This window comes from Corynebacterium sp. HMSC29G08 (genome assembly GCF_001806875.1).
GTDB lineage: Bacteria > Actinomycetota > Actinomycetes > Mycobacteriales > Mycobacteriaceae > Corynebacterium.
The window spans coordinates 47,633-72,772 of sequence record NZ_KV786209.1 but is presented as its reverse complement, the minus strand read 5'-3'; the positions used below and the strand labels follow the sequence as shown (position 1 = coordinate 72,772).

Sequence of the window (25,140 nt, the reverse complement as noted above, 5' to 3'; positions counted from 1 at the left end):
GTGTGCCCGGCATTCCGGAGTTGCCGGAGGTTCAGTAGCCTGCGCTTGAGGAGCCTTTGCTTGACGACGCTCCCGTGAACGCCGACCACTCCGATATTTTTGCCACCCTGCGCGTGATGGACGGCGAAACTGCTGTGCGCGAGGTGGGCAACTTTTTCGCGGACCCGGATGAGACGTATTTCTTCCTGGAACTGCCTGCCTCCACCGAGGTTGCGGGGTTTCAGGGCGGTGCGCCGAAGGTGCGCGAAACGAAGTGGATCACCATTGGCACCGAAGATGAAGCGCTAGACCTTTTCGGCTATGACACGGACCTTTCCCTACTCGACGGCGAAGTGCTTCACCTGATCCTTCATGCTGACCGCATCTTCTACCCGGGTGACCCAAGTTGGCCCGCCGACGCTCCGCGGATCGATGAGATATTCGGGTACGAAATCGCTGACTAAGCCCATATTTTAGAACGTGCGTTCGTTTTTCTGGTTAGTGTGTTAACCCCGCTTGCTAGTGTGTTGTTTAACAGTTTTTGACAGTGATGTTCAGATGACATACCAGCAGGAAGGAGGGCATAATGAGCACGCAAGTAACGCAGTGTGTAAAGCAGATTGCATCCGCACTTGAATCACTTAGCGCACTGTTCGAGGACCCCTCCTGCTTGGCATTCGAAGACATCCATAAAGACATGGAGCTGCTCGAAGCGCAATTCAAGCAAAAGGCGACAATTGACGCAGCGTTCGCCTTCATTGCCGATCGCGACCAGGCTGGGCGCACGGTCGGCGCAAACTACGCCAACGCATACCTGCAGCAGTGCCTAGACCTTTCAAAGTCTGAGGCGTACAACCGCCTCCAGCGCGGCCGCCTCCTGTTCGCCGCTCCGGAGCCACCGTCACCTCCTCCCCCGCCTGCGGATGAAGACGCAGAAGATCTTTTTGGCGGCGCTGATACCGGTTCTGGCACTGATGCCGGTTCTGATGCCGGCCGCCAGGAACAGGAAGAGGCACAGCGCCAGCAACAAAGTGACGCACGCAGGCACGCCGGCCAAGTCAGTGCGGAAAAACAGGACATCATCCGTCGCGAGTTAGACAAACTCCTCAAAGCTGCCGCAGGTGAACGCGCCCGCATTCATGCCGATGCAATGCGCGAAGCGCTCTCCCGCTCCCCTGAAGACCTACGCATCTATGTACGCAAGGCGGTTGAGTCCGCGAACCGGAAACATGCGCCGCGCTCTAACCCGAACGCAGGTCATGAGAACAGAGGCATTGCGATTGGCCGCAGGAAGGCCGACGGCACCGTTGATATTCACATCAACACCACGGCTGGACACGCGGCGCTAATCAAGGCTCACTTGGATCAGGGTTTGGCCCCAAATAGCAACCTGCCCAAGGAGTTGCAGGGTGAGATTGACCCACGCACGCCCCGCCAGCGTCGTTATGACCAGTTCTTTGCCATCTTCCGTCAGTACGAGCAGGAGTACCAGCAAGAAAACAATGGCGCGGCCTCCGTAGTCATTGCGGTTACGCTGGACGACCTCGCGGATGGCGATGCTGCCATGTTGTACGGCACCAACGTGGGACTTGAAGTTGACTGTTTCGACCTGGTCCGCCTAGGTATGGATGGCACGACCGACTTCGTGCTGCAAGTAGACGGGGTAACCTCTGTCCCCCTCTGGCTTGGTCGGAGCGCCAGGATCGCCTCTATTGAGCAGCGTATCGCCATGTTCGCTGTGCAGGGCGTCTGCTCCTGGCTCGGCTGCACCACCGCCATGTCGGAGTGCGAAGCCCACCACATCCTGGCCTGGATCAAAGGTGGCAGGACCGACATTGAAAACCTCACCGGTTTATGTCGAGAACACCACAGGTGCAACAACGACCACAGGGATGGCTCTTTCAACAAGGGCTACATGGATTTTGATCCACAAACCGGCAGGTCAGGGTACCGAAAACGGCCAAGTGACCCGCTTCGTTTCAACCAGTCGGTCCCCGCAACACAATCTGCAGTAAGCCGAATATATGCAGCCAAAGGAAGATGCGACTGCGCCCGAACAGGGATACCGGACCCTGCGTTTCATCCCCGAGTGTGATCTATAGACCCTAGCCTTTGTAGACCTTGGTCTTTCTTGACAACCATGCCGAACGACCCCTCGGCGCCCTACGCCACCCTAAACGTTTCGGACCCCGAGAAGATCGAATACCTGGACTAGCCAGCCGCAAGCCAGCCGCTAGCCCTTCCGACGCTGGAGCATCCAGAACAGTCCGCCCAGCACCACAAGGGCACCGAGACCAAGAAGGACCCACTGCAGTGCCCCCGCAGACTCAGAAGAAGACTCAGCAGCATCACCCGTAGCAGCATCGTTCTCCGGCTGCGAGATCGTTTCCTTGATCCAGTCCGCCTGGTCAGCAACCGGCGCCACGGCGACCGCCGCGTTGGACGTCATTTCCTCCTCCGTGGGGTTCTCGGGATCTTCGAAGAGCCCGGCGGACATGATGGCGGCGACGTTGCCGTCGGCAAACACAGCGCCACCGGAGTCACCCGGCTGGATACGGGCACCGTTTTCCAAGGCAACCTCCAAAGCACTCGGCGCCTCGAACAACGCCAGCGGGGATTCTCCCTTGACCTGGCCGGTTGCAGACGGCAGCTTGGTGGATCCGCCCGAACCGTCGGAGGACCAGCCGTACACGTTCACGCTGCCGGAAGGCACCGTGTCCGCAATGCCTGCGAAGTGGGAAAGCTGCATAGGTTGGACGGTGTGGAGCAGGGCGATATCGCCACGCGGGGCGATCTCCCAGCGGTCCACTTCATACGTTTTCTGCTCGTCGCCCTGGCCGGTGCGTACCGTTGGTGCCAGCTTGCGGGCGGCCTCGGTGCAGTGCCGGGCGGTGATCACCCAGTGTTCGCTAATTGCGGTGCCGGTGCACACGCCGTCGTCCGGGTCGGTTTTTTCCACGCGCACGCTAACTACCGGGGTGGCTTCTTCGGCGTCACCGGCGAAGGTGGTGCTCTCCATGGCGAGGGCGGGGGGCGTCGACAAGCAGATGCCCACTACTGCTGCCAGACCCAATACTTTTTTCATTTCGTTTCCTTTCAATCCAGCCGGTGCCTGCGGTAACCCCGCGGCGCACGGCTTCCTCCATCGGGCCACGCTTAAATACAGCAAGCCACACGGTTGCGAACACGGCCGCGCCGATGAGTGTTGGCACAACGCCGATAAACAGTGATGTTGGTACGTGCAGGAAGTAGAGCGTCAGCGGCATCGCACCCATGCGCGGCAGGACTATCTGCCACGGCTGCGCCACCAGGCAACACAGGGCGACGATTCCTACGCTTGCGCCGACGCTGCCGATCACATCCGCCAGCCCACCTGTGTGGCCCTGGGCCTCCAGGAAAAGGGGCAGCTCCAGGTACCAGCGAGATGCGATATCTGCCGCCATCAGACCGAGCCCCACCAGCGTAGCGACCGCAAGGCGCACCAGGTGCCCAAGCAGGTGTCGCTGCGCCAGCATCCCGGACAGCAGCAGCGCAAGCCACATGAAGATCGGGTATACACCCAGCCCAAAAGGCAGGAATTCATAGGCCAGCCCGGAGACGATCGCAGCCGCAGCCGCACATCCCGCAAGCAGAGCTGATCGCTGCCCTGGCGCCCACGCCAGCACGACCATGCAGATGCCCATCGTTCCCAGCACGATGACGATGGAGCTTGGCACAAGCGACAGCACCATGCCGAGAGCGATGATGATCAGCCCGCGCACCACGAAGTGCATCGGGCGCGCGCCGCGGTCGTGCATGAGTCCCATGCTGACCCCAGCGAGTAGGCCGAAGAGCGCCGCCGGAAACCCGTAGAGCACCTCGCCTAAAACACCGTCGGGGAATGTCAGGTGTGCGCAGATCATTCCGATCAGCGCGACCGCCCTGGCCACGTCCACACCGACAATCCGGTTCGCGTTTCGCATCTGCATGCTCATGAGAGTAAAAGTACCCATGTTGCGACAGCGTTAACGTGCGCAACCTACCCTTGAAACCATGAGCATTCGAGTACTTGTGGTGGATGATGAGGTCTACCTTGCGGCGGCCGTCGCCGAGGCGTTGTCGCAGGCAGGAATGGATACGTTCATTGCCTTCGACGGCAAAGAGGCCCTAGCAAAGATCGATGAGCTCGGCCCCGATGTGGTGGTGTTGGACCGTGACCTGCCGCGCCTGCATGGTGACGAGGTATGCCAGCGCATCACTCAGGACCACCCGGCCACGCGCGTGATCATGCTGACGGCCTCCGGCACCCTGGATGACCGGCTGGAGGGGTTTGCCATCGGCGCCGACGATTACCTGCCCAAGCCGTTTGAAGTACCCGAGTTGATCGCGCGGGTGCAGGCGCTAGCAAAACGCGCCGTCCCCACGCAGGGCGAGGTGTTCCGCTGCGGCGATGTGCGGCTTGATACTTTCCGCAAGCAGGTCACGCGCGCGGGGGTTCCGGTTGCCTTAAGCCCCAAGGAGTTCAGGGTGCTTGAGGTGCTACTGCGTTACGACGGCGGCGTCATCTCCGCAGAATCCCTCCTCGAAGAAGCATGGGACGAAAACGCCGACCCGTTCACTAACTCCCCGCGCGTGACCATTTCGCATCTGCGCCGCAAGCTGGGCGACCCCTGGATCATCCACACCGCCCCCGGCGTGGGCTACTACGCGGCGGAGGAGCCGGCATGACTCTGCGAGCTCGCATCACCGTCATGTTCGTGGCAACCACTCTGGGTGCGGGGCTGCTGCTTATCGGGCTGGTGTACGCCTACCTGCGGTTTACCCCAGTTCCTTTCCAGGCGGAGTTCGCCGGCGAAGGCGCGGTGATTGACGCCGCCATCCCTATCACCAACGAAATCTTGCGCACCGTGCTGACCATCTCACTGGTGGTGTTGGCGCTGATGACGGCAGCCGCCGGCGCCGTGGGCTGGTTCCTCGCAGGCCTAGTCATCCGCCCATTGCGAGACATCGCGGCTACCGCCCAACAGATCACCGCCGGCGACACGTCGGTGCGCATCACCCCGCCCAGTGCAAACGATGAGATCGCCGAGGTTGCCGGCGCCTTAAACACCATGTTGGATTCCCTCGCCGCCGCCTTGGCTGCGCAGAAGCGCTTTGCTTCCAACGCCTCGCATGAGCTGAAAACGCCGATCGCCACCATCCAAACCATCGCTGACGTCGCACTTTCCAACCCTGCCGGCGCCACTGAAGCGCTCACCCGCATCCGGGAGGTCAACGCTCGAAACCTGCGCACCGTCGAGGGGCTTTTGCTGCTTGCAAACGCCCACTCCGGTCACCCCCTCAACCCCCAACCCGTCGACCTTTCGAAACTGTGCAAGGCGATCGCCGCCGAACGCGGCGTGCGGGCCGAGATCACCGAAGGCGTCGTGGTTGACGGCGACCCGGAGCTGCTGCGCCAGGCCGTGGACAATCTTGTGCGCAACGCAGTTACCCACGGCGCCCCCAACACGGCCACGCTTGCGCTTTCTCACCCCGCCACGGTCAGCGTCACCAACGCCGACGGCGACGCGCGCTCCACCACCGGCCACGGCTTGGGTCTCGCGCTGGTGCAGGCAATTGCAGACGCCCACCGCGCCACCTTCACCATCACCCAGCACGACGACGGCTCCGTGGTAGCTACCTTAGATTTTTAAGCAGCATCTCCACGACCGGCTCCACTTCCCCAAACACATAGGCGCGTGCTAGCAGGTCGCTGAACGTGGCACTCACGGTGGGGTCTTCGTCATCATGCGGCACTGCAAGCAACGCCCCAGTCCCTTGGCCCAGCAGGTAACTGTTCGCCGCGAAAATCGCGGTGCGTTTGTTGCCGTCCTCAAACGGCTGGGCCCGCGCGAGCTCGACAAACAGGTACGCGGCAGCTTCAAGCGGGTCCGTATGGGCCAGCTGCTTTGCGACGATCACGTCTACCTCCCCAGCCGTCAACGCCTCCGGCTCATGTCTGCCATGCGCAGTGTTGACTCCGATACCTTGCTCGGCGCGCCGCAGCGCCCCCGGATTGAGGGCTGCACTACGCGTCAGTTGGCCATTAATCCTGCTCAAGTAGTCCGCATTAATGTGGCTACCAGCAGTTTTGATAACAAACTCCGCCGCCGCCTGCAAGTCTTGCAGCAGCGCCAAGTCCCCTCTCCCCCGCACACCGTCGGTGTCCCCAGTGAGCAAAAACTTGTCTGTTGCGAAACGACTGGTGGATAGCCCGTCAAACACCACGCCAGCGGTGTAAATGACGTTTAAAAGGTCGTGCGCGTGCATGGCGCCCACGCTACAGCACCACTTACAACGCAACCCAGCCAACCAGGGCCGCCAGCGGAACCACAGCCCAGGCTGGAGCCTTGAAGTTGTGTAGCGCCGCGAACGCCGCCGCGGCAACCGCCATCGTTGCAGGCCCGTAAATGCCGACGGTGAACACGGGGTTGTACAGCGCGGCGGCGAAGATGCCCACAACTGCTGCGTTTGCGCCAGCCAAGGCACTGGCAGCCTTCGGGGTGGCGCGCAGGCGATCCCAGAACGGCATCACGCCAACAACCAAAAGCGCTGCCGGCAAGAAGATCGCTACCATGGCAATAGTTGCACCCCACAACCAGTTGACGCCTTGTGCTGAGGCGCCCAAAAACGACGCGAACGTAAACAGCGGGCCCGGCACCGCCTGCGCGGCGCCGTAGCCTGCGAGGAAGGTGTCGTGATCCACCAGCCCCGTCGGCACCGTCGCCTGCTCCAACAATGGCAGCACCACATGCCCGCCGCCGAAGACGAGGGCGCCGGAGCGGTAGAAGCTCTCAAAGATCGCGGCACCAACGCTGGTGTTTCCCAGCGCCGGCAACAGCAGAAGCAGGCCCGCAAAGGTGCCCAACGCCGCAACACCCACAGTGCTGCGCTGGGGTGTGGCGGGGATGGGGTGCGACGGGGCGTCGATACGCAAAAGCACGAGCGTAACCAGCATGCCAGCCGCAATGGCCCCCACCTGGGCCAATGGGTGCGGCACCAGCAGAACCACCAGGAACGCCGCCAGCGCAACGGCGGCGCGCAGCCGGTCAGTCACAATGCTTTTGGCCATGCCCAGCACCGCTTGCGCCACCACGGCAACCGCCGCAGCCTTCATCCCCGCGAGCCAACCCGCGCCCGAGATGTCGCCCAGCTGTGCCACCCCAAGAGCAAACGCCACCAAGAGGATGACGCTGGGCAGCGTGAATCCCACAAACGCGGCCAACATACCTCCGTAGCCTGCGCGCTTGAGCCCGATTGCCATACCCACCTGGCTCGATGCGGGTCCGGGCATGAACTGGCACAGCGCAACTAGGTCCGCGTACTCCTCATCTGTGAGCCATTTGCGCTTGTCAACAAACTCGTCGCGAAAATAGCCCAGGTGCGCCGTCGGGCCGCCAAAAGATGTCAGGCCGAGGCGAGTAAAGATGCGCAGCACTTTCAACACGCGATCCGAGCGTACTGTCTCTTCGTTAAAGTGTCTCGGGTACTAATGACGATTGCAGCCAGGAGGTTACAGGTGCGCCACTTCAGTCCTCTCTTCCAGATGGGGCCTGCCCGACGCGACCACATCCCTGCCTTCCGCGTCGCCCTCGGCGTTGCAATCCCGATGTTCGCGCTGCTTGCGTTAGGACGCCTCGATCTCGCCATCTACGCCAACTTCGGCGCCTTCACCGGCGTCTATGGTCGACACACCACCCGCGCAGTGCGGTTGCAACATCACTGTTTGGCTGGCTGTGCACTAACTTTGGCGGTCACGCTCGGTGCGACAATTGCGTGGCTAGACATCAGCCCGTGGGTTCTGATGGTTGTGACCTGCCTGGTGTCCTCGCTGTGGGCCACGGTCGCACTTGCCAAGGATATGAAGCCCACCGGCTCCGTGTTCGTGGTCTTTTCGGTGGCAGCCGTCGGCTCTTTAAGCAACCCGGTACATCCGCTGATGGCGTTCGCTATTGCGGGTGGTGCGGCGCTAATAAGCCTGGTCCTCGGCTTGTTTTCTCACCTCTTCGGCGAAGGTCCGGGTGGCGACGCAAAGGCGAACGAGCTTCCCACCCGCGGCCCCAACGCCGAACGCCTGCCATGGGTGCGGCTCAGAGTTGAGGCCGCGCGCTTCTTCTTCGCACCATTGATCGCCGGCACCCTGGGTCTTATTTCGGTGACGCTGATTGATCCGCTCTCCCACTCCTATTGGGCCATGGTTGCCGCCGTCGCTCCCCTGGTGAACTCGCGCTTTCGTATGCAGTACTACCGTGCGATCGAGCGAGTCCTTGGCACCCTCACCGGCATCGCGGTCGCCGGGTTTCTGCTCTCTCACTCCTTGGAGGGCTGGCAGCTTGTCATTTGGATCGTGGTCCTGCAGTATCTCACCGAAATGTATGTCACCCGCAACTACACCATCGCCACAAGCTTCATCACCCCAACCGCGCTTCTGATGGTGCAGGCAGTCGACGCCGCCCCCATAGGTCCCATGCTCTTGGCTCGAACCGCCGAGACGGTCATCGGCGCGATCGCGGCGCTGATCATCATCGCAATCGGGTACGCGCGCAAGTACCCAAGCGTCATCCCGCGGCTAAGGTGAAAACACGGCTCTACATTTACGACGATTCCCCCTGCGATCGTAGGTCCACGTCCCCATCGCGCGATGCTTGAAAAACCTTTACACGTGACACTTAAACTCCACGACGTGTCGCTGCATAGTCACCCTCTCATTCGTGACGCCGATGTGAGGTGTAACCGCCTGGCACGTAGCATTGGTGACATGCGCATTTTCACCGTGGGCCACTCCAACCTCGAGTTCGAGGACTTCGTTGAAATGATCAAGGCTGCCGGTGTGGCATCCATCGTGGATGTGCGCAAGCTGCCCGGGTCCAGGAAGTACCCGTGGTTCAACGACGACCACCTTGCCGAACACCTTCCCACATGTGGCATCACTTACAGCAGAAGCGAGGGCCTCACCGGACGGCGCAACGTGTCCCACTCGGTGCCTTTTGAGGTTAACGGCAACTGGCGTAACCGCAGCTTCCACAATTACGCCGACCATGCGCTGGGCGAGGAGTTCTCCGACGCGATCTCGCAGCTACGGGCGAACGCCGCCGAAACCCCCACCGCGATCATGTGCGCCGAGGCGGTGTGGTGGCGCTGCCACCGGCGTATCATCGCCGACCACCTCATCGCCCACGGTGACGAGGTTGGCCACATTATGGGCCTGGGCGCAGCCGGGGCGAAGGTGAGTGAGGCAACGCTCAACGACGGCGCAGTCATCGGCAACGATCTCCTCGTGCGCTACCCCGAGCGAGGCTAGACGTCGAGCTTGAAGTCCACGGTATCTCGTTGCAAAGTTACTTTCTCGTTAGCTCGTTAGCACCATCAAAAGGAGTGGTATCCAATGAAAGCGTTCGGATTCTTAAGCTTCGGGCATTACGCCTTCGGTGGCCAGCGCGGGCCGTCCGCGGAAAAGATTGCCAAGATTCATCTGGAGATCGCACAGGCTGCGGACGAAATCGGCGTGAACAACGCGTCCTTCCGTGTCCACCACTTCGTGCCGCAGGCCTCCGCCCCGATGCCGCTGCTGGGTGCTGTCGCGGCCACCACCAAACACATCGAGGTGGGCACCGGTGTCATCGACATGCGCTATGAAAACCCGCTCTACCTCGCCGAAGAGGCCGCGTCGCTGTACCAAATTTCCGGTGGCCGCGTGGCCCTGGGCGTCTCGCGCGGCGCCCCCGAGGTGGCTGACCGCGGCTGGGAGGCCTTCGGCTACAAGGGTAAAGCGACCAACGGCGCGGACGTGGCGCGAGCCCACCTCGAGGCGTTCATGGCTGCAGTGGACGGCAACGGATTCGCCACCGCCGCACCGCTGGACCGGCAGTACCCCAACATGTTCCAGCCCGGCTCCGCCCTGCCAGTCTTCCCCATGGTGCCCGAGTTGCGTAAGCACATTTTCTACGGCTCCGGCACCCACGCTTCTGCCGAGCAAACCGCCAAGGACGGGCTCAACCTGATGTCCTCCACCCTGGTCTCCGAGACCACCGCCGAGACTCTGGGCGAAATCCAGGCGGATCAGATCAGCCGCTACCGCGCCGCGTGGAAGAAGGCGGGCCACGATTGGACGCCGCGCGTGTCGGTGTCGCGCTCTATCTTCCCCATCGTCGACGGCGCGGACATGCAGTTGTTCGGCATGCAGGCCTCCGGCTCCGATCAGGTGGGCATGCTTCCCGACGTCGGCGCCTCCACCTTCGGCCGCACCTACGCCGCCGAGCCGGACAAACTCATTGAGCAGCTCAAAGCCGACGCCGCCGTCATGTCCGCCGACACCTTGCTCATCACTATCCCCACCGGGATGGGCGTAGACGTCAACGTGAAGATCTTGGACAACTTCGCCACGCATGTCGCCCCCGCGTTGGGTTGGCAGCCGAATCACGAAGGCCCAGTTACCGGCTATCCCATCGACTAATTCCTGCAGGTCGCAAGCTCTTCGCTTCACTGTCAGTTCAGCACGTATTGAATAGTACAGTATTTGCTGTACTATTCAATACGTGCTGACCATTGCTTCACGCCTCGACGTCATGAACCGGCTCGGCCGGGCCATGGCAGATCCGACGCGCTCCAGAATCCTGCTGACCCTACTTAACGGCCCGAGCTACCCGGCCGTGCTTTCGCGCGACCTGGACCTGACCCGCTCGAACGTTTCGAACCACCTGACCTGCTTGCGTGACTGCGGCATCATCGTCGCCGAGCCGGAGGGCCGCAAGACACGTTACGAAATCGCCGATCCGCACCTTGCGACAGCACTCAACGCACTAGTGAACGCGACGTTGGCTGTCGACGAAAACGCCCCGTGCATCGACCCTGAGTGCTCGGTGCCCGGCTGCGATGGAAAAGGAGTGGACGCATGAGTTCAGCATGTGGATGCGAGCACGAACCAGCCACGGAGATCGAAGATCTCGATCGGCCATGGTGGAAGGACCCCGAGTTGCTACTGCCAATCTTCTCTGGCGTAGCCCTCGGTATAGGCCTGGCGCTGGACTGGTCCGGGCTAGAGACACCCGCGACAGTCCTGTTCTGGATCGGCCTGCTGCTAGGGGCGTATACGTTCGCGCCCGGCGCAATACGGAACCTCGTCACAAAGCGCAAGCTCGGCATTGGTTTACTGATGACGATCAGCGCGGTCGGCGCGGTGATCCTCGGTTACGTCGGAGAGGCCGCGGCGCTAGCGTTCCTGTACTCGATCGCCGAGGCACTGGAAGACAAGGCGATGGACCGGGCCCAGGGCGGACTGCGGGCACTGTTGAAGTTGGTGCCGCAGACCGCGACGGTGCTGCGCGACGGTACTGCGGTCGAGGTCACTGCGAAGGACCTCGTGGTTGGCGAGCTGATGCTCGTGCGCCCCGGAGAGCGGATCGCCACGGACGGCATCATTCGTTCCGGACGCTCCAGCCTTGACACCTCAGCGATCACCGGAGAATCCATTCCGGAGGAGGTTGCGCCCGGCGACGAGGTGCCCGCGGGAGCGATCAACTCCGCCGGCGTGCTGGAAGTCGAGACGACCGCAGCTGGAACGGACAACTCGCTGACCACACTCGTGGACCTGGTCGAGCAGGCGCAGGCGGAAAAGGGCGACCGCGCCCGGATCGCCGACCGGATTGCCCGACCCTTAGTGCCCGGCGTGATGATCCTGGCGGTGCTGGTAGGCGTGATCGGCTCGCTGCTGGGCGACCCCGAGACGTGGATCACCCGCGCGTTGGTGGTCCTGGTCGCAGCATCGCCGTGCGCGCTGGCAATCTCCGTGCCGCTGACGGTCGTGGCCGCGATCGGCGCAGCCAGCCAGTTCGGAGTGGTCATCAAGTCCGGGGCGGCGTTCGAGCGGCTCGGCGGCATCCGTCACCTGGCGGTGGATAAGACCGGAACCCTTACACGCAACCAGCCCGAGGTTACAGGCGTGGTCCCGGCAGACGGATTCGATCGGGCGCAGGTGCTCGCCTTCGCGGCGGCAGTTGAGCACCAATCGACGCACCCCCTCGCCGCGGCGATCGCGGCAGCGGTCCCCAAAGCCCCCACCGCCTCGGACATCAGCGAGGAGGCCGGTCATGGCATCGGCGGCACCGTCGAAGGTCGACGGGTGCTGGTTGGCAGCCCCCGGTGGATCGACGCCGGGCCACTAAAGGCAGACGTTGAGCGCATGGAGTCCGAGGGTCAGACCTGCGTCCTTGTTACCGTCGATGACGCCCTCGCCGGGGCGATCGGGGTCCGCGACGAGCTGCGTCCCGAGGTGCCCGAAGCTGTGCAGACCCTGCACGCCAACGGCGTGGAAGTGAGCATGCTCACCGGCGACAACACTCGCACCGCCCGGGCGCTGGCTGAAATCGCCGGAATCGACGACATGCGCGCCGAGCTTCGTCCAGAGGATAAGGCAAGCATCGTTGCCGAACTCTCCTCCAAGACGCCGACGGCGATGATTGGCGACGGCATCAACGACGCGCCGGCACTGGCGAGCGCTACGGTGGGCATAGCGATGGGAGCAACCGGCTCTGACGCCGCAATCGAGTCCGCTGACGTCGCCTTCACCGGCCACGACCTCCGGCTGATCCCGCAGGCCCTGCAGCACGCCCGCCGAGGCAGCAGGATCATCAACCAAAACATCGTGCTGTCTCTGGCCATCATCATCGTGTTGATGCCGCTGGCGATCAGCGGCGTGCTGGGCCTGGCTGCCGTCGTGTTGGTTCACGAGGTCGCCGAAGTCATCGTGATTTTGAACGGCCTGCGAGCTGCGCAAGCGAAGCGCTGAGTCGAGTTACGTTGACGCCATTTCAAAACTCGTGGTGCTGTGCTTCATCGACACAGCCCGCGACTACCTGGGCAGTGTGTTTGGCAAAGGGCCCGACACCCATCAGGGTTGCCGAACCGTCACCGGTCCAGTTGCCGTAACCGACAAGATGCAGATTCTTCACCGCGGCTTCGCGGCCACGCATGAGGTGGCGGAATGGACCGAGGGCCGGACGGAAACCAGTGCACCAGATCAGATGGTCGTGGTCGAGCTCGCTCAAACTATCGAAGACGGGGGTAGCGGTGAGTTGGCCGGAACCGCGGAGCTCACGGAGATGAGGAAGCGCGACAATGTCGCCGAGGTCCCCGAGGTCCCCGAGGTTCGGGTCGGAATCGCCACCGAGAATCCGGCGGCGGCTGCGGAGAAAGAGATCGCGGCCATCGACATCATCAGGCATCCAGCGCGGTTGCTCACGTGTGAACCATGTGACCTCCGACGACCCGATGAGGTCCGCGGCGATCTGGGCACCCGAGTTCGCCCCGCCGACCACCGCGACCTTCGCGCCGCGGAATGGTTCGGGGCCGGGGTAGGTCGACGAGTGCCACTGACGTCCACGGAAGGTGCCCGGATAGTGGGGCACAAAAGGCGCGGACCACGTGCCGGTGGCCGCGACAACGTGGTCCGCTGTGAATTGACCGGCGCTCGTATCTAGGTAGAACATCCCTTTCTCGTGGGACACGCTGCGCACGTGCACTGGGCGCCGAACCGGCAGATCGTAGCGTCGTTCGTAGCTTTCCAGATATTCGATGACATGACGTGCCGGCGGATACCCCGGGTACCGCGGCATAGGCCAGGCGGGCAGGTTGGAAAACTCCGCGGCGGAGAAAAGTGTCAGTGAAGGCCACGTGTGCAACCACGCTCCACCGGGTTCCTCTTGATTGTCCAAGATCAAGAAGTCCACTTCGTAGCGCCGCAGGTAGTATGCCGTGGCTAGACCGGACTGGCCACCACCAACGACGACGGCTGTGTGATGCTCCATGGCGCCTCTCACCTCATCGGGCACATGCCCGACCACTTGCGCCTCCGCGAATTCACCAACAGGGAGAGCTTGTCAGTAGTAGTCAACAACCTCCACCCTAACAGCCGCGTTACACGTTGAACTTGACCTCCACGGATTGTCGAAAGACTATAACCTGCCCCTAGCCGCCAAGCCCTTTTCCGTATTACGATTACGTGCATGAAAACTATCAATGGGAAGCTAGTCAGCGAAGAGCAAATCGATGCGTGGGTAACCGAAGCCGAGAAAGGCTACGACGTAGAGACACTTCGTCGACGTGGAAGGAAACCTCGAAACGAAGATGCTGCGAAGGTTATCTCCATTCGGCTTTCCCCCGGCGAGATATCGGACCTCGACGAGTATGCGGCTGCAAACGGATGGTCACGCTCTCAGGCAATCCGCGAAGCGCTAAAGAATGCTATTTAGAAATGGACGTAGCAAGCGTCAGATCCCATCCTCATAATAGAGACCATGAATGATGCCAATCTCACGATCCGGCAGATCACCTTCGACTGCCACGATCCCTCAAAGCTCGCCAAGTTTTGGTCCGCCGCAACCGGTTGCGAAATCGCCGCGGATTACGGCGATTTTGTGATGGTTGATTCCACCCCGGCGCTGGGATTTCAGCGCGTCAAGGATCCGACACCTGGGAAAAACCGCATGCACATCGACGTTGGCGGGGCGGAGCGCGAAACTTTAATAGAACGCCTCAAAGACCTAGGCGCTACCGAACTCACCACCCACGAGGCGCCGGGATTGGTGTGGACTGTCATGCAGGACCCGGAAGGCAACGAGTTCTGCGTGGGTAACCCCGGGGCCTAGCTACACTACGCGGAGCGTCTCTAGGTCCAAGGCTGGCGTCAATCTGTGATGTCGCTAGCGGGAGACACAGTCAATGTCGCGAACCGCGCCCGTCAGGCTGCGGTGGATCAGGCGCAGAAAGCCACCGAGAAAATTCGCGACATGAACGACGACCGGCTACTTGCGAAGGCCGCTGAAATCGAAGCCCGACGGGAGAAGGAAGAGCAAAAAGCACTCGACTCAACCGACGACGAGAATAATTCTGAGGCTGAACCCCGTCCGTCGCGACGCGGTCTCCGCTTCCGCCGAGACAAGAACGACTCGTAGGGCACCTAGACTGGGCTGCATGAAAGACCTGACCATCGCGCCCGGCCCGGGAATCCCCGACGGTGCAGTCATCGCCGCTGCCGACCTAACGGAGCGGTTCGCGAAGTCGTCGGGTCCGGGCGGCCAGGGCGTCAACACGACCGACAGCAAGGTCCAGCTTTCCATCAATATCGCTGAAAGCGCATCGCTTACCGACGCCCAACGCCGCCGCATCTTGCGCAACCTCGAGCACCGCTTGGACGGCTCCGTCCTCACCGTGTCTGCGTCGACCCAGCGGTCGCAGGTGCGCAACCGAGCTGAGGCACGCGAACGCATGGCCGCCCTGTTGCGCGAGGCCCTAGCTCCGCCCCCTCCCCCGCGGCGCAAAACGAAGCCGACGAGGGGCTCGGTGCGGCGCCGACTCGAAGCAAAGAAGCGGCGCTCGGAGCTGAAAGCGATGAGGCAACGGCCCCAAATTCCCTAGGTGCGGCCTACGCCGAAGCAGCTTGGACCGGTTGAATCCTCTCGATCTCGGCGAGGATTTTGTCTTCTGCCACATCCAGGTCGTACTGGGTCTGCAACCCGAGCCAGAACTGGGGGCTCATCTCGAAAAACTTCGCTAGACGAAGGGCCGTGTCAGCGGTTACAGCGCGCTTACCGTGAACAATTTCGTTGATCCGGCGGGGCGGAACGCCGATGGAGACGGCGAGCTTGTGCTGGGTGATCCCCATTTCTTTGAGAAAGTCCTCCATGAGGATCTCACCGGGGTGAACCGGAGGGAGCTTGTCAGTGGTAGTCAACGATCTCAACCTCCTCTGGCCCCGCGGCGGACCACCGAAAACAGATCCGCCACTGGTCGTTGATTCGAATGCTGAACTGACCCCGCCGATCACCTTTCAACGCCTCGAGCCGGTTTCCCGGGGGAATCCGTAACTCATCAAGAGTCTGCGCGTACCCAAGCTGGCGAAGCTTGCGCAGCGCTACTGAGTGAATGCGGGAATCGATCGAGCGAACCCGCTCTCGATTCCACAGACGCTCAGTGTCCTTGTCAGCGAACGACTGGATCATGCTTCACCCTATCCCCCATAACGCGAAGCGTCAATAACGCTACACGTTAAATTTGAACTCCACCACGTCGTCACTGCTCATGACTCTGCCTCCTCAGCTGGATCGACCTCTACCCAATGACGCGGGTTCCGCGTGCACTCAAGCACAGGGAGACGCTCTGTCACCTCGCGTCGTTTGCGCCCATTCGCATAAATGTGATCAATCCACTTTGTCGGCTTGTTGTAATACCGCATCTTGCCACCACACAGAGGACACTTTCCCGCGCGGATTTTCTCAATCGTTATACGACGACCTGAACCGCTCACCGCCCACCCAAACTTCAATGGTACGCGCAGCTGGCCCTTAGTCAAATAGCGGAGGTAAAAGATCAGAACCAGAACCAGAACCAGAACCAGAAAGGCGACCAACCACGCGATGTTGGGACTGCCCGGATCACCCTCGGGCTCTGAAGTGAACAGTCCTAGAACCGGCTGAAGAAGCTTCCAGAGTGGGAACAAGCTCATTAATCCGATGATCACTCCTGCCCAGGAAAGTAGCCCCTGAGTGAAGGGGCTCCGCCATTTCGGGACAGCCTCGTATGTTGCCACCGGTGGAGCTTCCGGCGGCGGATTAACCACTACATCGCGCCCCGCTTGGTACAAGCCACCGTGGACATCTCCGCCTCCAGTACTCGCAGTGTTGCCCGACCCGCTAGGCGCGGGAGCGCCGCACTCGCCGCAGAATTTCTTCTGTGGCTCCAGCGGGTGGCCGCAGGAACCGCACTTCATCTCTTCGCCCCAGAGGTTAATCCTGTCTTGAACTCGACGACGTCGCCGTCGACCATGACGTAGTCCTTGCCCTCCTGGCGGACCTTGCCGGCGGCACGGGCCTCGGCCATAGAGCCCAACTCATCCAGGTCTTCAAAGCCGACGATCTCGGCCTTGATGAAGCCCTTCTCAAAGTCGGTGTGGATTACGCCTGCGGCCTTCGGCGCGGTGTCGCCCTTGCGGATGGTCCAGGCGCGTGCCTCCTTCGGCCCCGCCGTCAGGTAGGTCTGCAGGCCAAGGGTGTCAAAGCCGGCCTTGGCCAGCGTCTGCAAACCTGGCTCGTCTTGGCCGACGGCTGCGAGGAGTTCGGCGGCATCTTCGTCGTCAAGCTCGAGAAGCTCCGTCTCCGTCTGCGCGTCCAGGAACACAGCCTCGGCGGGTGCGACCAGGTCGCGCAGCTCCTGCTTGCGGTCCTCATCCGTGAGCACCGCCTCATCGGAGTTGAACACGTAGAGGAACGGTTTCGCCGTCATCAGGTGCAGGTGGTGTAGAAGACCAAGGTCTACTTCCCCGCTCTTGGCGGCGGCGAAGAGCGTGCGATCGTCCTCAAGAATGGCCTGCGCCTTCTTGGCTTCCTCCACCTGCGCTGCAACGTCTTTGTCCTTACGCGCTTCCTTCTCCAGGCGCGGCAGGGCCTTCTCAATGGTCTGCAAGTCCGCCAGGATCAGCTCGGTGTTGATCACGGAGATGTCACTTGCGGGGTCGGCGTTGCCGTCAACGTGGATAACGTTCTCGTCGCTAAACGCGCGCACCACCTGGCAGATCGCGTCGGCCTCACGGATGTTGGCCAAAAACGCGTTGCCCATGCCTTCGCCCTCAGACGCACCCTTGACAATGCCGGCGATGTCTACAAACGACACCGTTGCAGGCAAAATGCGCTCAGACTTGAAGATCTCGGCCAAGCGCTTCAGACGCGGGTCCGGCAGCTCAACCAAGCCCACGTTCGGCTCGATCGTGGCGAAGGGGTAGTTCGCCGCCAAGACGTCGTTACGAGTCAGTGCATTAAACAGTGTGGACTTGCCAACGTTGGGCAAACCGACAATTCCAAGAGTAAGGCTCACGCTGCGCTATCCTAGCCCACTCCCACCCGCAACACCCAGAAGCCCCATCGGGCACAATAGGTCTCGTGAGCACGAGCACCGACACCACGAACACCACCGGCGAGACCGCCGAAACCAACACTCACAACCGTGTTGACCGCGGCGTGGTGATGAACCAATGGCTAAAAAACACCGCCATGCTCACCATTCGGCTGATTGTCATCGCGGTGTTCCTGTTTGCCCTGGGCAAGATGATCGGCACGTTCTGGGCCGGCATACTGCCAGTGATTTTGGCGCTGATCATCTGCACCGTGCTGGCGCCGATTGCTACGTGGCTGCGGCGCCATAAGGTGCCCGCTGGCCTGGCAGCCATCCTGACCATGCTGGGTTTCATTGGCCTGGTTGGCGCCATTTTTAGCCTCATCGCCCCAGATATAGTCAACCACTCCCGGGTGCTGTATCTCCAAGCGTTTGAGGGCGTGCAGCGCCTCCAGCTGTGGCTGCAGGGCCCGCCGCTCAACGTTGACCCGGAGAAGATCAACGAAGCCGCCAACGACATCGCCCACTGGGTACAAAACCAGGCGGGTGCGATCGCGGGCGGCGTGTTCTCCGGTATCAGCTCGGCGGCCGGCCTGGCGGTCACGCTCATGGTGATCATCGTGTTGACCTTCTTCTTCCTTAAAGACGGCCACCGTTTCCTTCCCTGGCTCCGCTCCGCCACCGGCGGCCGCAGCGGCCTGCACGCCACGGAACTCCTCACCCGAGCTTGGATCACCCTTTCAGGTTTCATTCGTGCCCAAGCGATCGTTTCTCTTATCGACGCCACGTTTATCGGCCTCGGCATCGCCCTTCTGCAAGTGCCAATGGCGTTCACCTTGTCTGTGATCACGTTTGTCGCGGGCTTCATCCCGATCGTTGGCGCGGTGGTGGCAGGCACCCTTGCTGTGTTGGTGGCGCTGGTCTCACTTGGTTTTACTAAGGCACTGATCGTGCTGGCGATTGTGATCGTGGTGCAGCAGTTGGAGGGCAACATCCTCTCCCCCATGCTGCAGTCGCGCGCTATGAACCTGCACCCGGTGATCGTGTTGATTTCAGTCACCGTGGGCGGCGGCCTCTTCGGCCTGGTCGGCGCCTTCCTTGCTGTGCCGGTGGCGGCGATGATTGCTGTCGCATACCGCTACGTACTGGATATGCTTCGAATCCACTCCGGCGAGCGCACCGCAGATGAATTGGATTTTTACACCTCGGAGGGCGCGGTTATTGCAAAGATCGCTGAGGAAGAATCTGCTCACGAGCGCCAAGAGTGGCATCAGAAAAGGGATTGGTCAGCCGCGCCGATCATAGATGAAGTACCCCAACCCGCCGAGCATGCCTCAAAAACACCTGGAGTTAACACTGGAGTTAACAAGGGTTTGAACCCGAGCCTGAAAAAGCTTCGTGAGCAAAGTGCGAAGCTTCGTCGCCTTGGCGTGAAACGTAACCGCTAGACTGAACAACCGTGTCTTACGCGTCGAAAGAATTCGTTGGCCTGCCCACCGGCTCCGCTATCGGCATCAACTTTGCCGCGCTGCTGACGGCGGTGGCTGTGTCCGTATTCTCAGGCGGCGCGCTGTGGCCGTGCGGAATCTTCTTCGCGCTCTCACTCATTGCCACCACATTGCTGGTGAACCCGCGCGGGATTTTCTTGACCGTTGCCACTGCCCCACTGCTTTTTGCTGCCGCGGCTACCGCGATTGGCGTGCTCGGCGCTGGTGATCAGTTGTCGGCCGGCGGGGCGTCGTCACGCGCGGCGCAACTGCTTGTGGTTTATCCGCTGGTGCAGCTCTTTCCCTGGCTTGCCACATTAACCGTGATTGCCGCCGTACTTGGGTGGAGTCGCGTGCAACTGATCAGGCGTCAAAACCGGGCGCTTGCGCGCACCGAGACACGCCAGCGCATCCAGGCTGCGGCAAGCAACCGCAAGACCACCACCCAGGGCCGGCGTGCACGCGAGCGCGCCACCGGCAGGCAGCGCACGGTGTCAGTGGATGAGTTGCTCAAGCGGGAACGTTCCGCAAACCGCTCTACCGGTGGCGCTACCGGCAGCTCTACCAGCAGGCGGCTTTCAAGCCGCCTGGGAGATGACCTGTACTCGAACTAGCTTCGCACCCGCAGGTCACGCGGCAACGCGAACGTGATGGTCTCCACCGTGGTGGTGACCTCTTCGGCGTTTGTAAAGCCGCGCTCACCCAGGTGGGAAACCACTTCTTGGACCAGGATCTCCGGCACCGATGCGCCCGAGGTCAGACCGACTGTGTCCACGCCTTCCAGCCACGCATCATCGATCTGGTGGGCGTAATCCACCAGATAGGACGCCTTCGCACCTGCCTCCAGCGCAACCTCCACCAGGCGCTTGGAGTTGGAGGAGTTTTGCGAACCCACGACAATTACCAGTTCACAGCGCGGCGCGATGTTCTTCACCGCAGCCTGGCGGTTCTGGGTGGCGTAGCAAATGTCATCGCTCGGCGGGTCCTCCAGGTGTGGGAAGCGCGCTTTGAGCTTTTCTACGATCTCCAGCGTCTCGTCCACACTCAGCGTGGTTTGAGACAGCCACACCAGCGGCTGGTCCTCCGGAAAGTCTGGCAGCGCCTCAACGCCCTCGATCCCGTCCACGAGGTGGGTAACTTCCGGAGCCTCTCCGGCGGTGCCTTCCACTTCCTCGTGGCCTTCGTGTCCCACCAGCAGGATCTGGTAGCCGTCGCGAGCGAAACGCTTCGCCTCGTTGTGCACCTTGGTCACCAGCGGGCAGGATGCGTCGATGGCCAACAGGTTGCGCTGCAGCGCGGATTCACGCACCACGGGCGACACACCGTGTGCTGAGAACACCACGTGGGCACCCTCGGGCACTTCGTCGGTTTCTTCCACGAACACGGCGCCGCGCTCCTCGAGCGTCTTCACCACATACTTGTTGTGCACGATCTCTTTACGCACATAAACAGGATCGCCATACTTTTCAAGTGCCTTCTCAACGGTTTCCACCGCCCGGTCTACGCCAGCGCAGTATCCGCGCGGGGAAGCGAGAAGAATATTTTTTCCCTCATCCGACATGGAACCGACCCTACCCAAGCTACGTCTAATTACATAGAGGACTACCGCGTACGCTTGTGGTGCCTAAGGAGCGGATTGGCCCCTGCGGGGCGGAATTGGAGGTTTTCTCGTGGCAGAGCCACATGGGGCGCAAGCGCCAAAAAGTACTGCGGAGACGCCGTGGAGCGTCTCCAAACTCAACACCAGCGTCAAGGGCTGGATTGAGCGCCTGGGCTACCTTTGGGTCGAAGGCCAGCTCACCCAGGTAAAGACCAAGCCCAACTGGAGCTATTCCTACCTCACATTGCGCGATACGCAGGCTGAGGCATCGGTGGAGCTCATCGCTGACACCAGGTTGTTGAGCAGCATGAGCACCCCGCTTAACGACGGCGACCATGTCATCATCCACGGCAAACCAAACTTCTTCACGCAGCGGGGCTCCTTCTCCATGAAGGTCACGGAGATTAGGCACGTGGGCGTGGGTGAGTTGTTGGCGCGCATCGAGCAGCTGCGCCACCGCCTGGCGGCTGAGGGCCTCTTTGATCCGCAGCACAAGCGCCGCCTGCCCTACCTGCCGAACAAGGTGGGGTTGATCACCGGCCGCGGGTCCGCCGCGGAGCGCGACGTACTTTCTGTGGCGCAGGATCGTTGGCCGGCGGTGCGTTTCGAAGTGATCAACACCGCTGTTCAGGGCCCGCGCACCGTACCTGAGGTTATCGCCGCACTGGAGCGTCTCGACGCCGACCCGGAGGTGGACGTGATCATCATCGCCCGCGGTGGCGGCTCTGTCGAGGACTTGTTGCCGTTTTCTGAGGAGGCGTTGCAGCGCGCCGTCGCAGCTGCGCGTACCCCGGTGGTCTCCGCTATCGGCCACGAGCCTGACAACCCAGTGTTGGACAATGTTGCTGACCTGCGTGCCGCCACACCTACGGACGCAGCAAAGCGCGTCGTTCCCAGCATGGAAGAAGAGCTTGCCTTGGTTGCAGAAGCTCGTGCCCGTAGCGCTGCCGCACTGCGCGCCTGGGTGGAGCGTGAGCGCCAAGGGCTGGCCAACGTGCGCTCCCGTCCCGCGCTGGCAAACCCGATGGTCGCAATCAGCCAGCGCCAGGAAGAGGTCGCCCGCGATGTGCAGCGGATGCGCCGGGAGATCACCTATTTTGTGCAGCAACAAACGTCGGTGGTTTCCGCGTTGCGGGCCCAGGTCTCGGCGCTTGGGCCTTCGGCCACCCTGGCGCGTGGCTACTCGGTGGTCCAAATGCTGCCGCGCGACGGCTCCGGGCCCGAAGTTGTGACCTCCATCGAGCAGTCCCCTCCAGGCTCCCAGCTGCGCATCCGCGTCGGCGACGGATCCATTACCGCAGCGGCTATGGGTGTCACCCAAGCCGACTAGACAAAACCCAACTAAAACACTAAATCTCAGACAGCAAAGGATAAAGACAATGGCAGAGAACACTTTCGGCGCAGGCCAGGCTGGCGACAATGCGTTTCCGGACCCGCAGACCTTAAGCTACGAGCAAGCACGTGCCGAGCTTGTGGAAACGGTAAAAATCCTGGAGCTGGGTCAGATGAGCCTGGATGAGTCCCTGAAGTACTGGGAGCGCGGCGAAGCACTGGCGAAGCGTTGCGAGGTCCTTCTACACAACGCCTCCGAGCGTGTCGAGGCTGCCATCGGCAGCCGCGAGGAAGAATAGAAATAACTACTGCAGCGGCTGCGCCTGCAATGCGGCGCGCAAAAGCTCGGTGAACTCGGCGTCCGTGCCGGCGCCGGTGAGAATGAAGCGCGCGTCGCCGGCGTCGAGGGCCCAGATGGGGCGGGTATCGGCATCGTCGCTAAGCAAGATGCGCACCTCGTGCCCATCAACCTGCTCGGTGCGCTCCTCCGGGCGTAGCTTGCCGTCCACTGATGCAACGGCCGTGTCAAGGTCGGCACCGGTTTGTGTGAGCTGCAGGAAACCGCCGTCCTTGGTCACCCAGCCCACCACGGGCGCCGGTTGGCCGTCGATCATGGTGCGGCGCGCGGAATTAGTCACCCAGCCTTCCGGAGCGTGCGGGAAACGAACCGGGAAGTTCGTGGCGCGAGCCTCCATGCCAAGGAACGTTTCAGCATCAACTTCCTGCACCGGGCCATTTTTCGGCGTGCCCGGATTGTAGGTGCACAGTCCTGTCGCGCCTACCCCCACGAGCATGAGGACGACGATGACAACGACGTTGATGAGCATGTCCCGACCGTCTTGAAAGACGCGGGGTTTTCCTTTGTTGGCCACGCGCAACAGTATGGCACGTTCCCGCTTTGGCCTCGAATCCCCTTTTTAGGGTGTGAAAGCTCAGGTTCCATGAAGCATTTAGTGCCAGAATAGAAGAGTCCACTAATTTGTCTTTGCTTTATCGCCTTGAGGAGGCTGGCCTCGATGACTGAATCACCCAACGAATACTTCCCGGACCGCAACCTTGCAATGGAACTGGTTCGCGTGACGGAGGCGGCCGCTTTGGCTTCCGGCCGCTGGGTGGGACGCGGCAAGAAGAACGAAGGCGACGGCGCCGCGGTAGACGCGATGCGCAAGATGATCAACTCCGTGAACATGGACGGCGTCATTGTTATTGGCGAGGGCGAGAAGGACGAAGCCCCAATGCTGTACAACGGCGAGCAGGTTGGCAACGGCTTGGGCGCATCGGTTGACTTGGCCGTGGACCCGGTTGACGGCACTCGCCTGATGGCAGAGGGCCGCCCGAACGCCATCTCTGTGATCGCCGCTGCCGACCGTGGCTCCATGTTCAACCCGCAGGACGCGTTCTACATGAGCAAGATCGCCGTCGGCCCGGAAGCTGCCGGCAAGATCGACATCACTGCCCCGATCAGCCACAACATTGAGGTGGTTGCGAAGGCTAAGGGCATCCGCCCACATGAGGTGACGGTGGTTGTATTGGATCGCCCGCGCCACGATCAGCTTGTGCGTGATATCCGCGCAGCTGGCGCCAAGGTTCGCTACATCATGGACGGCGACGTGGCTGGCGCCATCGCTGCCGCACAAGACACCAACTCCATCGATATGGCAATGGGCATCGGTGGCACCCCTGAGGGCGTCATCACCGCATGCGCGCTGAAGTGCCTGGGCGGTGAGATCCAGGGCATGCTGGCACCGCAGTCCGACGAAGAGCGCGAGCGCGTCCTAGCTGCTGGCCACGACCTGGATCGCGTGCTAGGCATCAACGACCTGGTCACTTCCGACAACTGCTACTTCGCAGCCACCGGCGTGACCAACGGCGACATGCTCCGCGGCGTGTCCTACCGCAAAAACGGTGCGACTACGCGTTCGCTGGTCATGCGCTCGAAGTCCGGCACCGTGCGCTACGTTGAGTCCCTGCACCAGCTGGCCAAGCTGCAGGAGTACTCCGTGGTGGATTACTCCGAGCCGAAGCAGTAGGCCGTAGCAGTAGGCCCACTCACAGCAGCGCGACAAACGCTGCGAACGTCGCTGCACTGGCCAGCAGATTGTTGGCCGCGTGCACAATGAAGCTGGCAGTGATGTTGCCGTGGAACCGCGCCACCAGCGCTAGTCCGATGCCCAGGAAAAAAGTGTAGAGGATTGCTGGCGGCGCAATGTGCGCGGCGCTGAAGAGGGCAGAGGTGAGCAGCACGCTTGCTGCCGCCGGCATCAGGCTGTCAAAATAGCCCATGAGTACGCGACGGAACACCACCTCTTCAATCACCGGCCCTACCAGCAGGTAGGCAATTAAGAGCAGCAGGACGGGGGCGGCCTGTTTCGCATCCGAAGCCAGCACGTTTGTGGCCGATTCTTTATCGGGTGCAAGCCCTATAAGCGTGCCGATGATTGCGCTGGAAGTCGCCGCAGCAACCACCACCGCCGGCGTCTGCCACAGAAGGTGCCAACCCCGGTGCCCCAAACGCGTAAACCCGAGCCCAGGCCCGCTGCCCCGCATGTAGCGGAAAAGCAGGTACATGGGCGCAGCCATGGCCACCAGAAGCATGACCGGTATCAGCGCTGCTGCCGTCGATCGTGGCAAGCCCAAACGCACCAGAAGCAGCCCTTGACCGATAAAAAGTGCGTACATGGACGTCAGGGCCGCCGCCGCCACCAGTGCATCCCTCAATGCGGGGGCCTTTTGCGCACGGCTTTCAGTCATTACAGCACCTCATTTTTGTTATCTGGGGCATAATCGATCAGTGGACAGGCACGAGTGCACGATAACGCAAGTGCACGTGCACGACGTGCATGG

At 61.7% G+C, this 25,140-nt stretch carries 29 protein-coding genes; 18 read left to right on the top strand and 11 right to left on the bottom strand.

Features of this window, described 5'->3' with window-relative positions:
- Positions 1-56 precede the first annotated feature (56 nt).
- Both HMPREF3101_RS00715 and HMPREF3101_RS00710 read left to right on the top strand, forming a co-directional pair.
- Positions 57-443 (top strand): hypothetical protein, encoded by a 387-nt coding sequence (locus HMPREF3101_RS00715; protein ID WP_070462003.1) that lies wholly within the window; start codon positions 57-59, stop codon positions 441-443.
- 122 nt (positions 444-565) lie between these two features.
- Positions 566-2,074, top strand: a complete 1,509-nt coding sequence (locus HMPREF3101_RS00710) for an HNH endonuclease signature motif containing protein (protein ID WP_070462001.1) — start codon at positions 566-568, stop codon at positions 2,072-2,074.
- A gap of 138 nt (positions 2,075-2,212) precedes the next feature.
- Here HMPREF3101_RS00710 and HMPREF3101_RS00705 read toward each other — a convergent pair whose 3' ends face one another.
- Positions 2,213-3,022 carry a trypsin-like serine protease gene (locus tag HMPREF3101_RS00705; RefSeq protein ID WP_246816581.1) on the bottom strand — a complete coding sequence of 270 codons (810 nt, stop codon included), beginning with the start codon at positions 3,020-3,022 and terminating at the stop codon, positions 2,213-2,215.
- Positions 2,973-3,947, bottom strand: a complete 975-nt coding sequence (locus HMPREF3101_RS00700) for a DUF418 domain-containing protein (protein ID WP_141737301.1) — start codon at positions 3,945-3,947, stop codon at positions 2,973-2,975. The genes HMPREF3101_RS00705 and HMPREF3101_RS00700 overlap by 50 nt, the downstream gene beginning before the upstream one ends.
- 70 nt (positions 3,948-4,017) lie before the next feature.
- On the opposite strand from HMPREF3101_RS00700, the gene HMPREF3101_RS00695 reads away from it, so the two are divergent.
- Positions 4,018-4,686 carry a response regulator transcription factor gene (locus HMPREF3101_RS00695; RefSeq protein WP_070462088.1) on the top strand — a complete coding sequence of 223 codons (669 nt, stop codon included), beginning with the start codon at positions 4,018-4,020 and terminating at the stop codon, positions 4,684-4,686.
- Positions 4,683-5,651 carry a HAMP domain-containing protein gene (locus HMPREF3101_RS00690; protein ID WP_070461991.1) on the top strand — a complete coding sequence of 323 codons (969 nt, stop codon included), beginning with the start codon at positions 4,683-4,685 and terminating at the stop codon, positions 5,649-5,651. Before HMPREF3101_RS00695 ends, HMPREF3101_RS00690 begins: the two co-directional genes overlap by 4 nt.
- On the opposite strand, the gene HMPREF3101_RS00685 is transcribed toward HMPREF3101_RS00690, so the two are convergent.
- Both HMPREF3101_RS00685 and chrA read right to left on the bottom strand, forming a co-directional pair.
- On the bottom strand, positions 5,635-6,267 hold the full coding sequence (locus HMPREF3101_RS00685; protein WP_070461989.1) for a Fic family protein: 633 nt from the start codon (positions 6,265-6,267) through the stop codon (positions 5,635-5,637). The genes HMPREF3101_RS00690 and HMPREF3101_RS00685 overlap by 17 nt on opposite strands.
- Before the next feature lie 22 nt (positions 6,268-6,289).
- Positions 6,290-7,444, bottom strand: coding sequence for a chromate efflux transporter (chrA, locus tag HMPREF3101_RS00680; RefSeq protein WP_210386141.1), 1,155 nt, complete (start codon positions 7,442-7,444; stop codon positions 6,290-6,292).
- 72 nt (positions 7,445-7,516) lie between these two features.
- Here chrA and HMPREF3101_RS00675 point away from each other — a divergent pair, with 72 nt between their 5' ends.
- The 5 genes from HMPREF3101_RS00675 to HMPREF3101_RS00655 all read left to right on the top strand — a co-directional run bounded on the left by HMPREF3101_RS00675 (position 7,517) and on the right by HMPREF3101_RS00655 (position 12,781).
- Positions 7,517-8,575 carry an FUSC family protein gene (locus tag HMPREF3101_RS00675; RefSeq protein ID WP_168160137.1) on the top strand — a complete coding sequence of 353 codons (1,059 nt, stop codon included), beginning with the start codon at positions 7,517-7,519 and terminating at the stop codon, positions 8,573-8,575.
- Positions 8,576-8,755: 180 nt separating this feature from the next.
- The gene (locus HMPREF3101_RS00670) at positions 8,756-9,298 is read left to right on the top strand and encodes a DUF488 domain-containing protein (protein WP_070461985.1); all 543 of its coding nucleotides are present in this window, start codon (positions 8,756-8,758) and stop codon (positions 9,296-9,298) included.
- An 84-nt stretch (positions 9,299-9,382) separates the two neighbouring features.
- Positions 9,383-10,450: an LLM class flavin-dependent oxidoreductase gene (locus HMPREF3101_RS00665; protein WP_070461983.1), complete on the top strand. Its 1,068-nt coding sequence runs from the start codon at positions 9,383-9,385 to the stop codon at positions 10,448-10,450.
- A gap of 82 nt (positions 10,451-10,532) precedes the next feature.
- Positions 10,533-10,892, top strand: a complete 360-nt coding sequence (locus tag HMPREF3101_RS00660) for a Cd(II)/Pb(II)-sensing metalloregulatory transcriptional regulator CmtR (RefSeq protein ID WP_070461981.1) — start codon at positions 10,533-10,535, stop codon at positions 10,890-10,892.
- Positions 10,889-12,781, top strand: coding sequence for a heavy metal translocating P-type ATPase (locus HMPREF3101_RS00655; protein WP_070461979.1), 1,893 nt, complete (start codon positions 10,889-10,891; stop codon positions 12,779-12,781). Before HMPREF3101_RS00660 ends, HMPREF3101_RS00655 begins: the two co-directional genes overlap by 4 nt.
- A 22-nt stretch (positions 12,782-12,803) precedes the next feature.
- Here the strand turns inward: HMPREF3101_RS00655 and HMPREF3101_RS00650 are convergent, their stop codons facing one another.
- Complete coding sequence (locus tag HMPREF3101_RS00650) at positions 12,804-13,799, bottom strand: NAD(P)-binding domain-containing protein (RefSeq protein WP_070461977.1); 996 nt, start codon at positions 13,797-13,799, stop codon at positions 12,804-12,806.
- Between the two features lie 198 nt (positions 13,800-13,997).
- On the opposite strand from HMPREF3101_RS00650, the gene HMPREF3101_RS00645 reads away from it, so the two are divergent.
- From HMPREF3101_RS00645 to arfB, 4 genes are read left to right on the top strand one after another with little or no spacing between them, the layout of a single operon-like run.
- Positions 13,998-14,243: a ribbon-helix-helix domain-containing protein gene (locus tag HMPREF3101_RS00645; protein WP_070461974.1), complete on the top strand. Its 246-nt coding sequence runs from the start codon at positions 13,998-14,000 to the stop codon at positions 14,241-14,243.
- A 45-nt stretch (positions 14,244-14,288) separates the two neighbouring features.
- Positions 14,289-14,639 carry a VOC family protein gene (locus tag HMPREF3101_RS00640; protein WP_070461972.1) on the top strand — a complete coding sequence of 117 codons (351 nt, stop codon included), beginning with the start codon at positions 14,289-14,291 and terminating at the stop codon, positions 14,637-14,639.
- Between the two features lie 45 nt (positions 14,640-14,684).
- On the top strand, positions 14,685-14,945 hold the full coding sequence (locus tag HMPREF3101_RS00635; protein WP_246816580.1) for a hypothetical protein: 261 nt from the start codon (positions 14,685-14,687) through the stop codon (positions 14,943-14,945).
- Positions 14,946-14,964: 19 nt separating this feature from the next.
- Positions 14,965-15,408: an alternative ribosome rescue aminoacyl-tRNA hydrolase ArfB gene (gene arfB, locus HMPREF3101_RS00630; protein WP_070461970.1), complete on the top strand. Its 444-nt coding sequence runs from the start codon at positions 14,965-14,967 to the stop codon at positions 15,406-15,408.
- A gap of 7 nt (positions 15,409-15,415) precedes the next feature.
- Here arfB and HMPREF3101_RS00625 read toward each other — a convergent pair whose 3' ends face one another.
- From HMPREF3101_RS00625 to ychF, 3 genes are all read right to left on the bottom strand, one after another.
- Complete coding sequence (locus HMPREF3101_RS00625; protein WP_070462086.1) at positions 15,416-15,676, bottom strand: HigA family addiction module antitoxin; 261 nt, start codon at positions 15,674-15,676, stop codon at positions 15,416-15,418.
- Between the two features lie 34 nt (positions 15,677-15,710).
- Entirely contained in the window at positions 15,711-15,992 is a 282-nt protein-coding gene (locus HMPREF3101_RS00620; RefSeq protein ID WP_005290974.1) for a type II toxin-antitoxin system RelE/ParE family toxin, read from the bottom strand.
- Positions 15,993-16,755: 763 nt separating this feature from the next.
- Positions 16,756-17,859, bottom strand: a complete 1,104-nt coding sequence (ychF, locus tag HMPREF3101_RS00610) for a redox-regulated ATPase YchF (protein WP_070461968.1) — start codon at positions 17,857-17,859, stop codon at positions 16,756-16,758.
- 65 nt (positions 17,860-17,924) lie between these two features.
- Here ychF and HMPREF3101_RS00605 point away from each other — a divergent pair, with 65 nt between their 5' ends.
- The gene (locus HMPREF3101_RS00605; protein ID WP_070461966.1) at positions 17,925-19,325 is read left to right on the top strand and encodes an AI-2E family transporter; all 1,401 of its coding nucleotides are present in this window, start codon (positions 17,925-17,927) and stop codon (positions 19,323-19,325) included.
- Positions 19,326-19,336: 11 nt separating this feature from the next.
- Positions 19,337-19,978 carry a DUF6542 domain-containing protein gene (locus tag HMPREF3101_RS00600; protein ID WP_070461964.1) on the top strand — a complete coding sequence of 214 codons (642 nt, stop codon included), beginning with the start codon at positions 19,337-19,339 and terminating at the stop codon, positions 19,976-19,978.
- Here the strand turns inward: HMPREF3101_RS00600 and HMPREF3101_RS00595 are convergent.
- Positions 19,975-20,925, bottom strand: coding sequence for a 4-hydroxy-3-methylbut-2-enyl diphosphate reductase (locus HMPREF3101_RS00595; protein WP_070461962.1), 951 nt, complete (start codon positions 20,923-20,925; stop codon positions 19,975-19,977). The genes HMPREF3101_RS00600 and HMPREF3101_RS00595 overlap by 4 nt on opposite strands.
- Before the next feature lie 109 nt (positions 20,926-21,034).
- Between HMPREF3101_RS00595 and xseA the strand changes: the two genes are divergently transcribed.
- Complete coding sequence (gene xseA, locus HMPREF3101_RS00590) at positions 21,035-22,294, top strand: exodeoxyribonuclease VII large subunit (protein ID WP_070461960.1); 1,260 nt, start codon at positions 21,035-21,037, stop codon at positions 22,292-22,294.
- A 49-nt stretch (positions 22,295-22,343) separates the two neighbouring features.
- Positions 22,344-22,595, top strand: coding sequence for an exodeoxyribonuclease VII small subunit (locus HMPREF3101_RS00585; RefSeq protein ID WP_070461958.1), 252 nt, complete (start codon positions 22,344-22,346; stop codon positions 22,593-22,595).
- Positions 22,596-22,601: 6 nt separating this feature from the next.
- Here the strand turns inward: HMPREF3101_RS00585 and HMPREF3101_RS00580 are convergent, their stop codons facing one another.
- On the bottom strand, positions 22,602-23,168 hold the full coding sequence (locus HMPREF3101_RS00580) for a DUF4245 domain-containing protein (RefSeq protein WP_083279064.1): 567 nt from the start codon (positions 23,166-23,168) through the stop codon (positions 22,602-22,604).
- Between the two features lie 144 nt (positions 23,169-23,312).
- Here HMPREF3101_RS00580 and glpX point away from each other — a divergent pair, with 144 nt between their 5' ends.
- Positions 23,313-24,326, top strand: coding sequence for a class II fructose-bisphosphatase (gene glpX, locus HMPREF3101_RS00575; RefSeq protein ID WP_070461955.1), 1,014 nt, complete (start codon positions 23,313-23,315; stop codon positions 24,324-24,326).
- Positions 24,327-24,345: 19 nt separating this feature from the next.
- Here glpX and HMPREF3101_RS00570 read toward each other — a convergent pair whose 3' ends face one another.
- Positions 24,346-25,047, bottom strand: coding sequence for a CPBP family intramembrane glutamic endopeptidase (locus HMPREF3101_RS00570; protein ID WP_070461953.1), 702 nt, complete (start codon positions 25,045-25,047; stop codon positions 24,346-24,348).
- Positions 25,048-25,140: the final 93 nt, after the last annotated feature.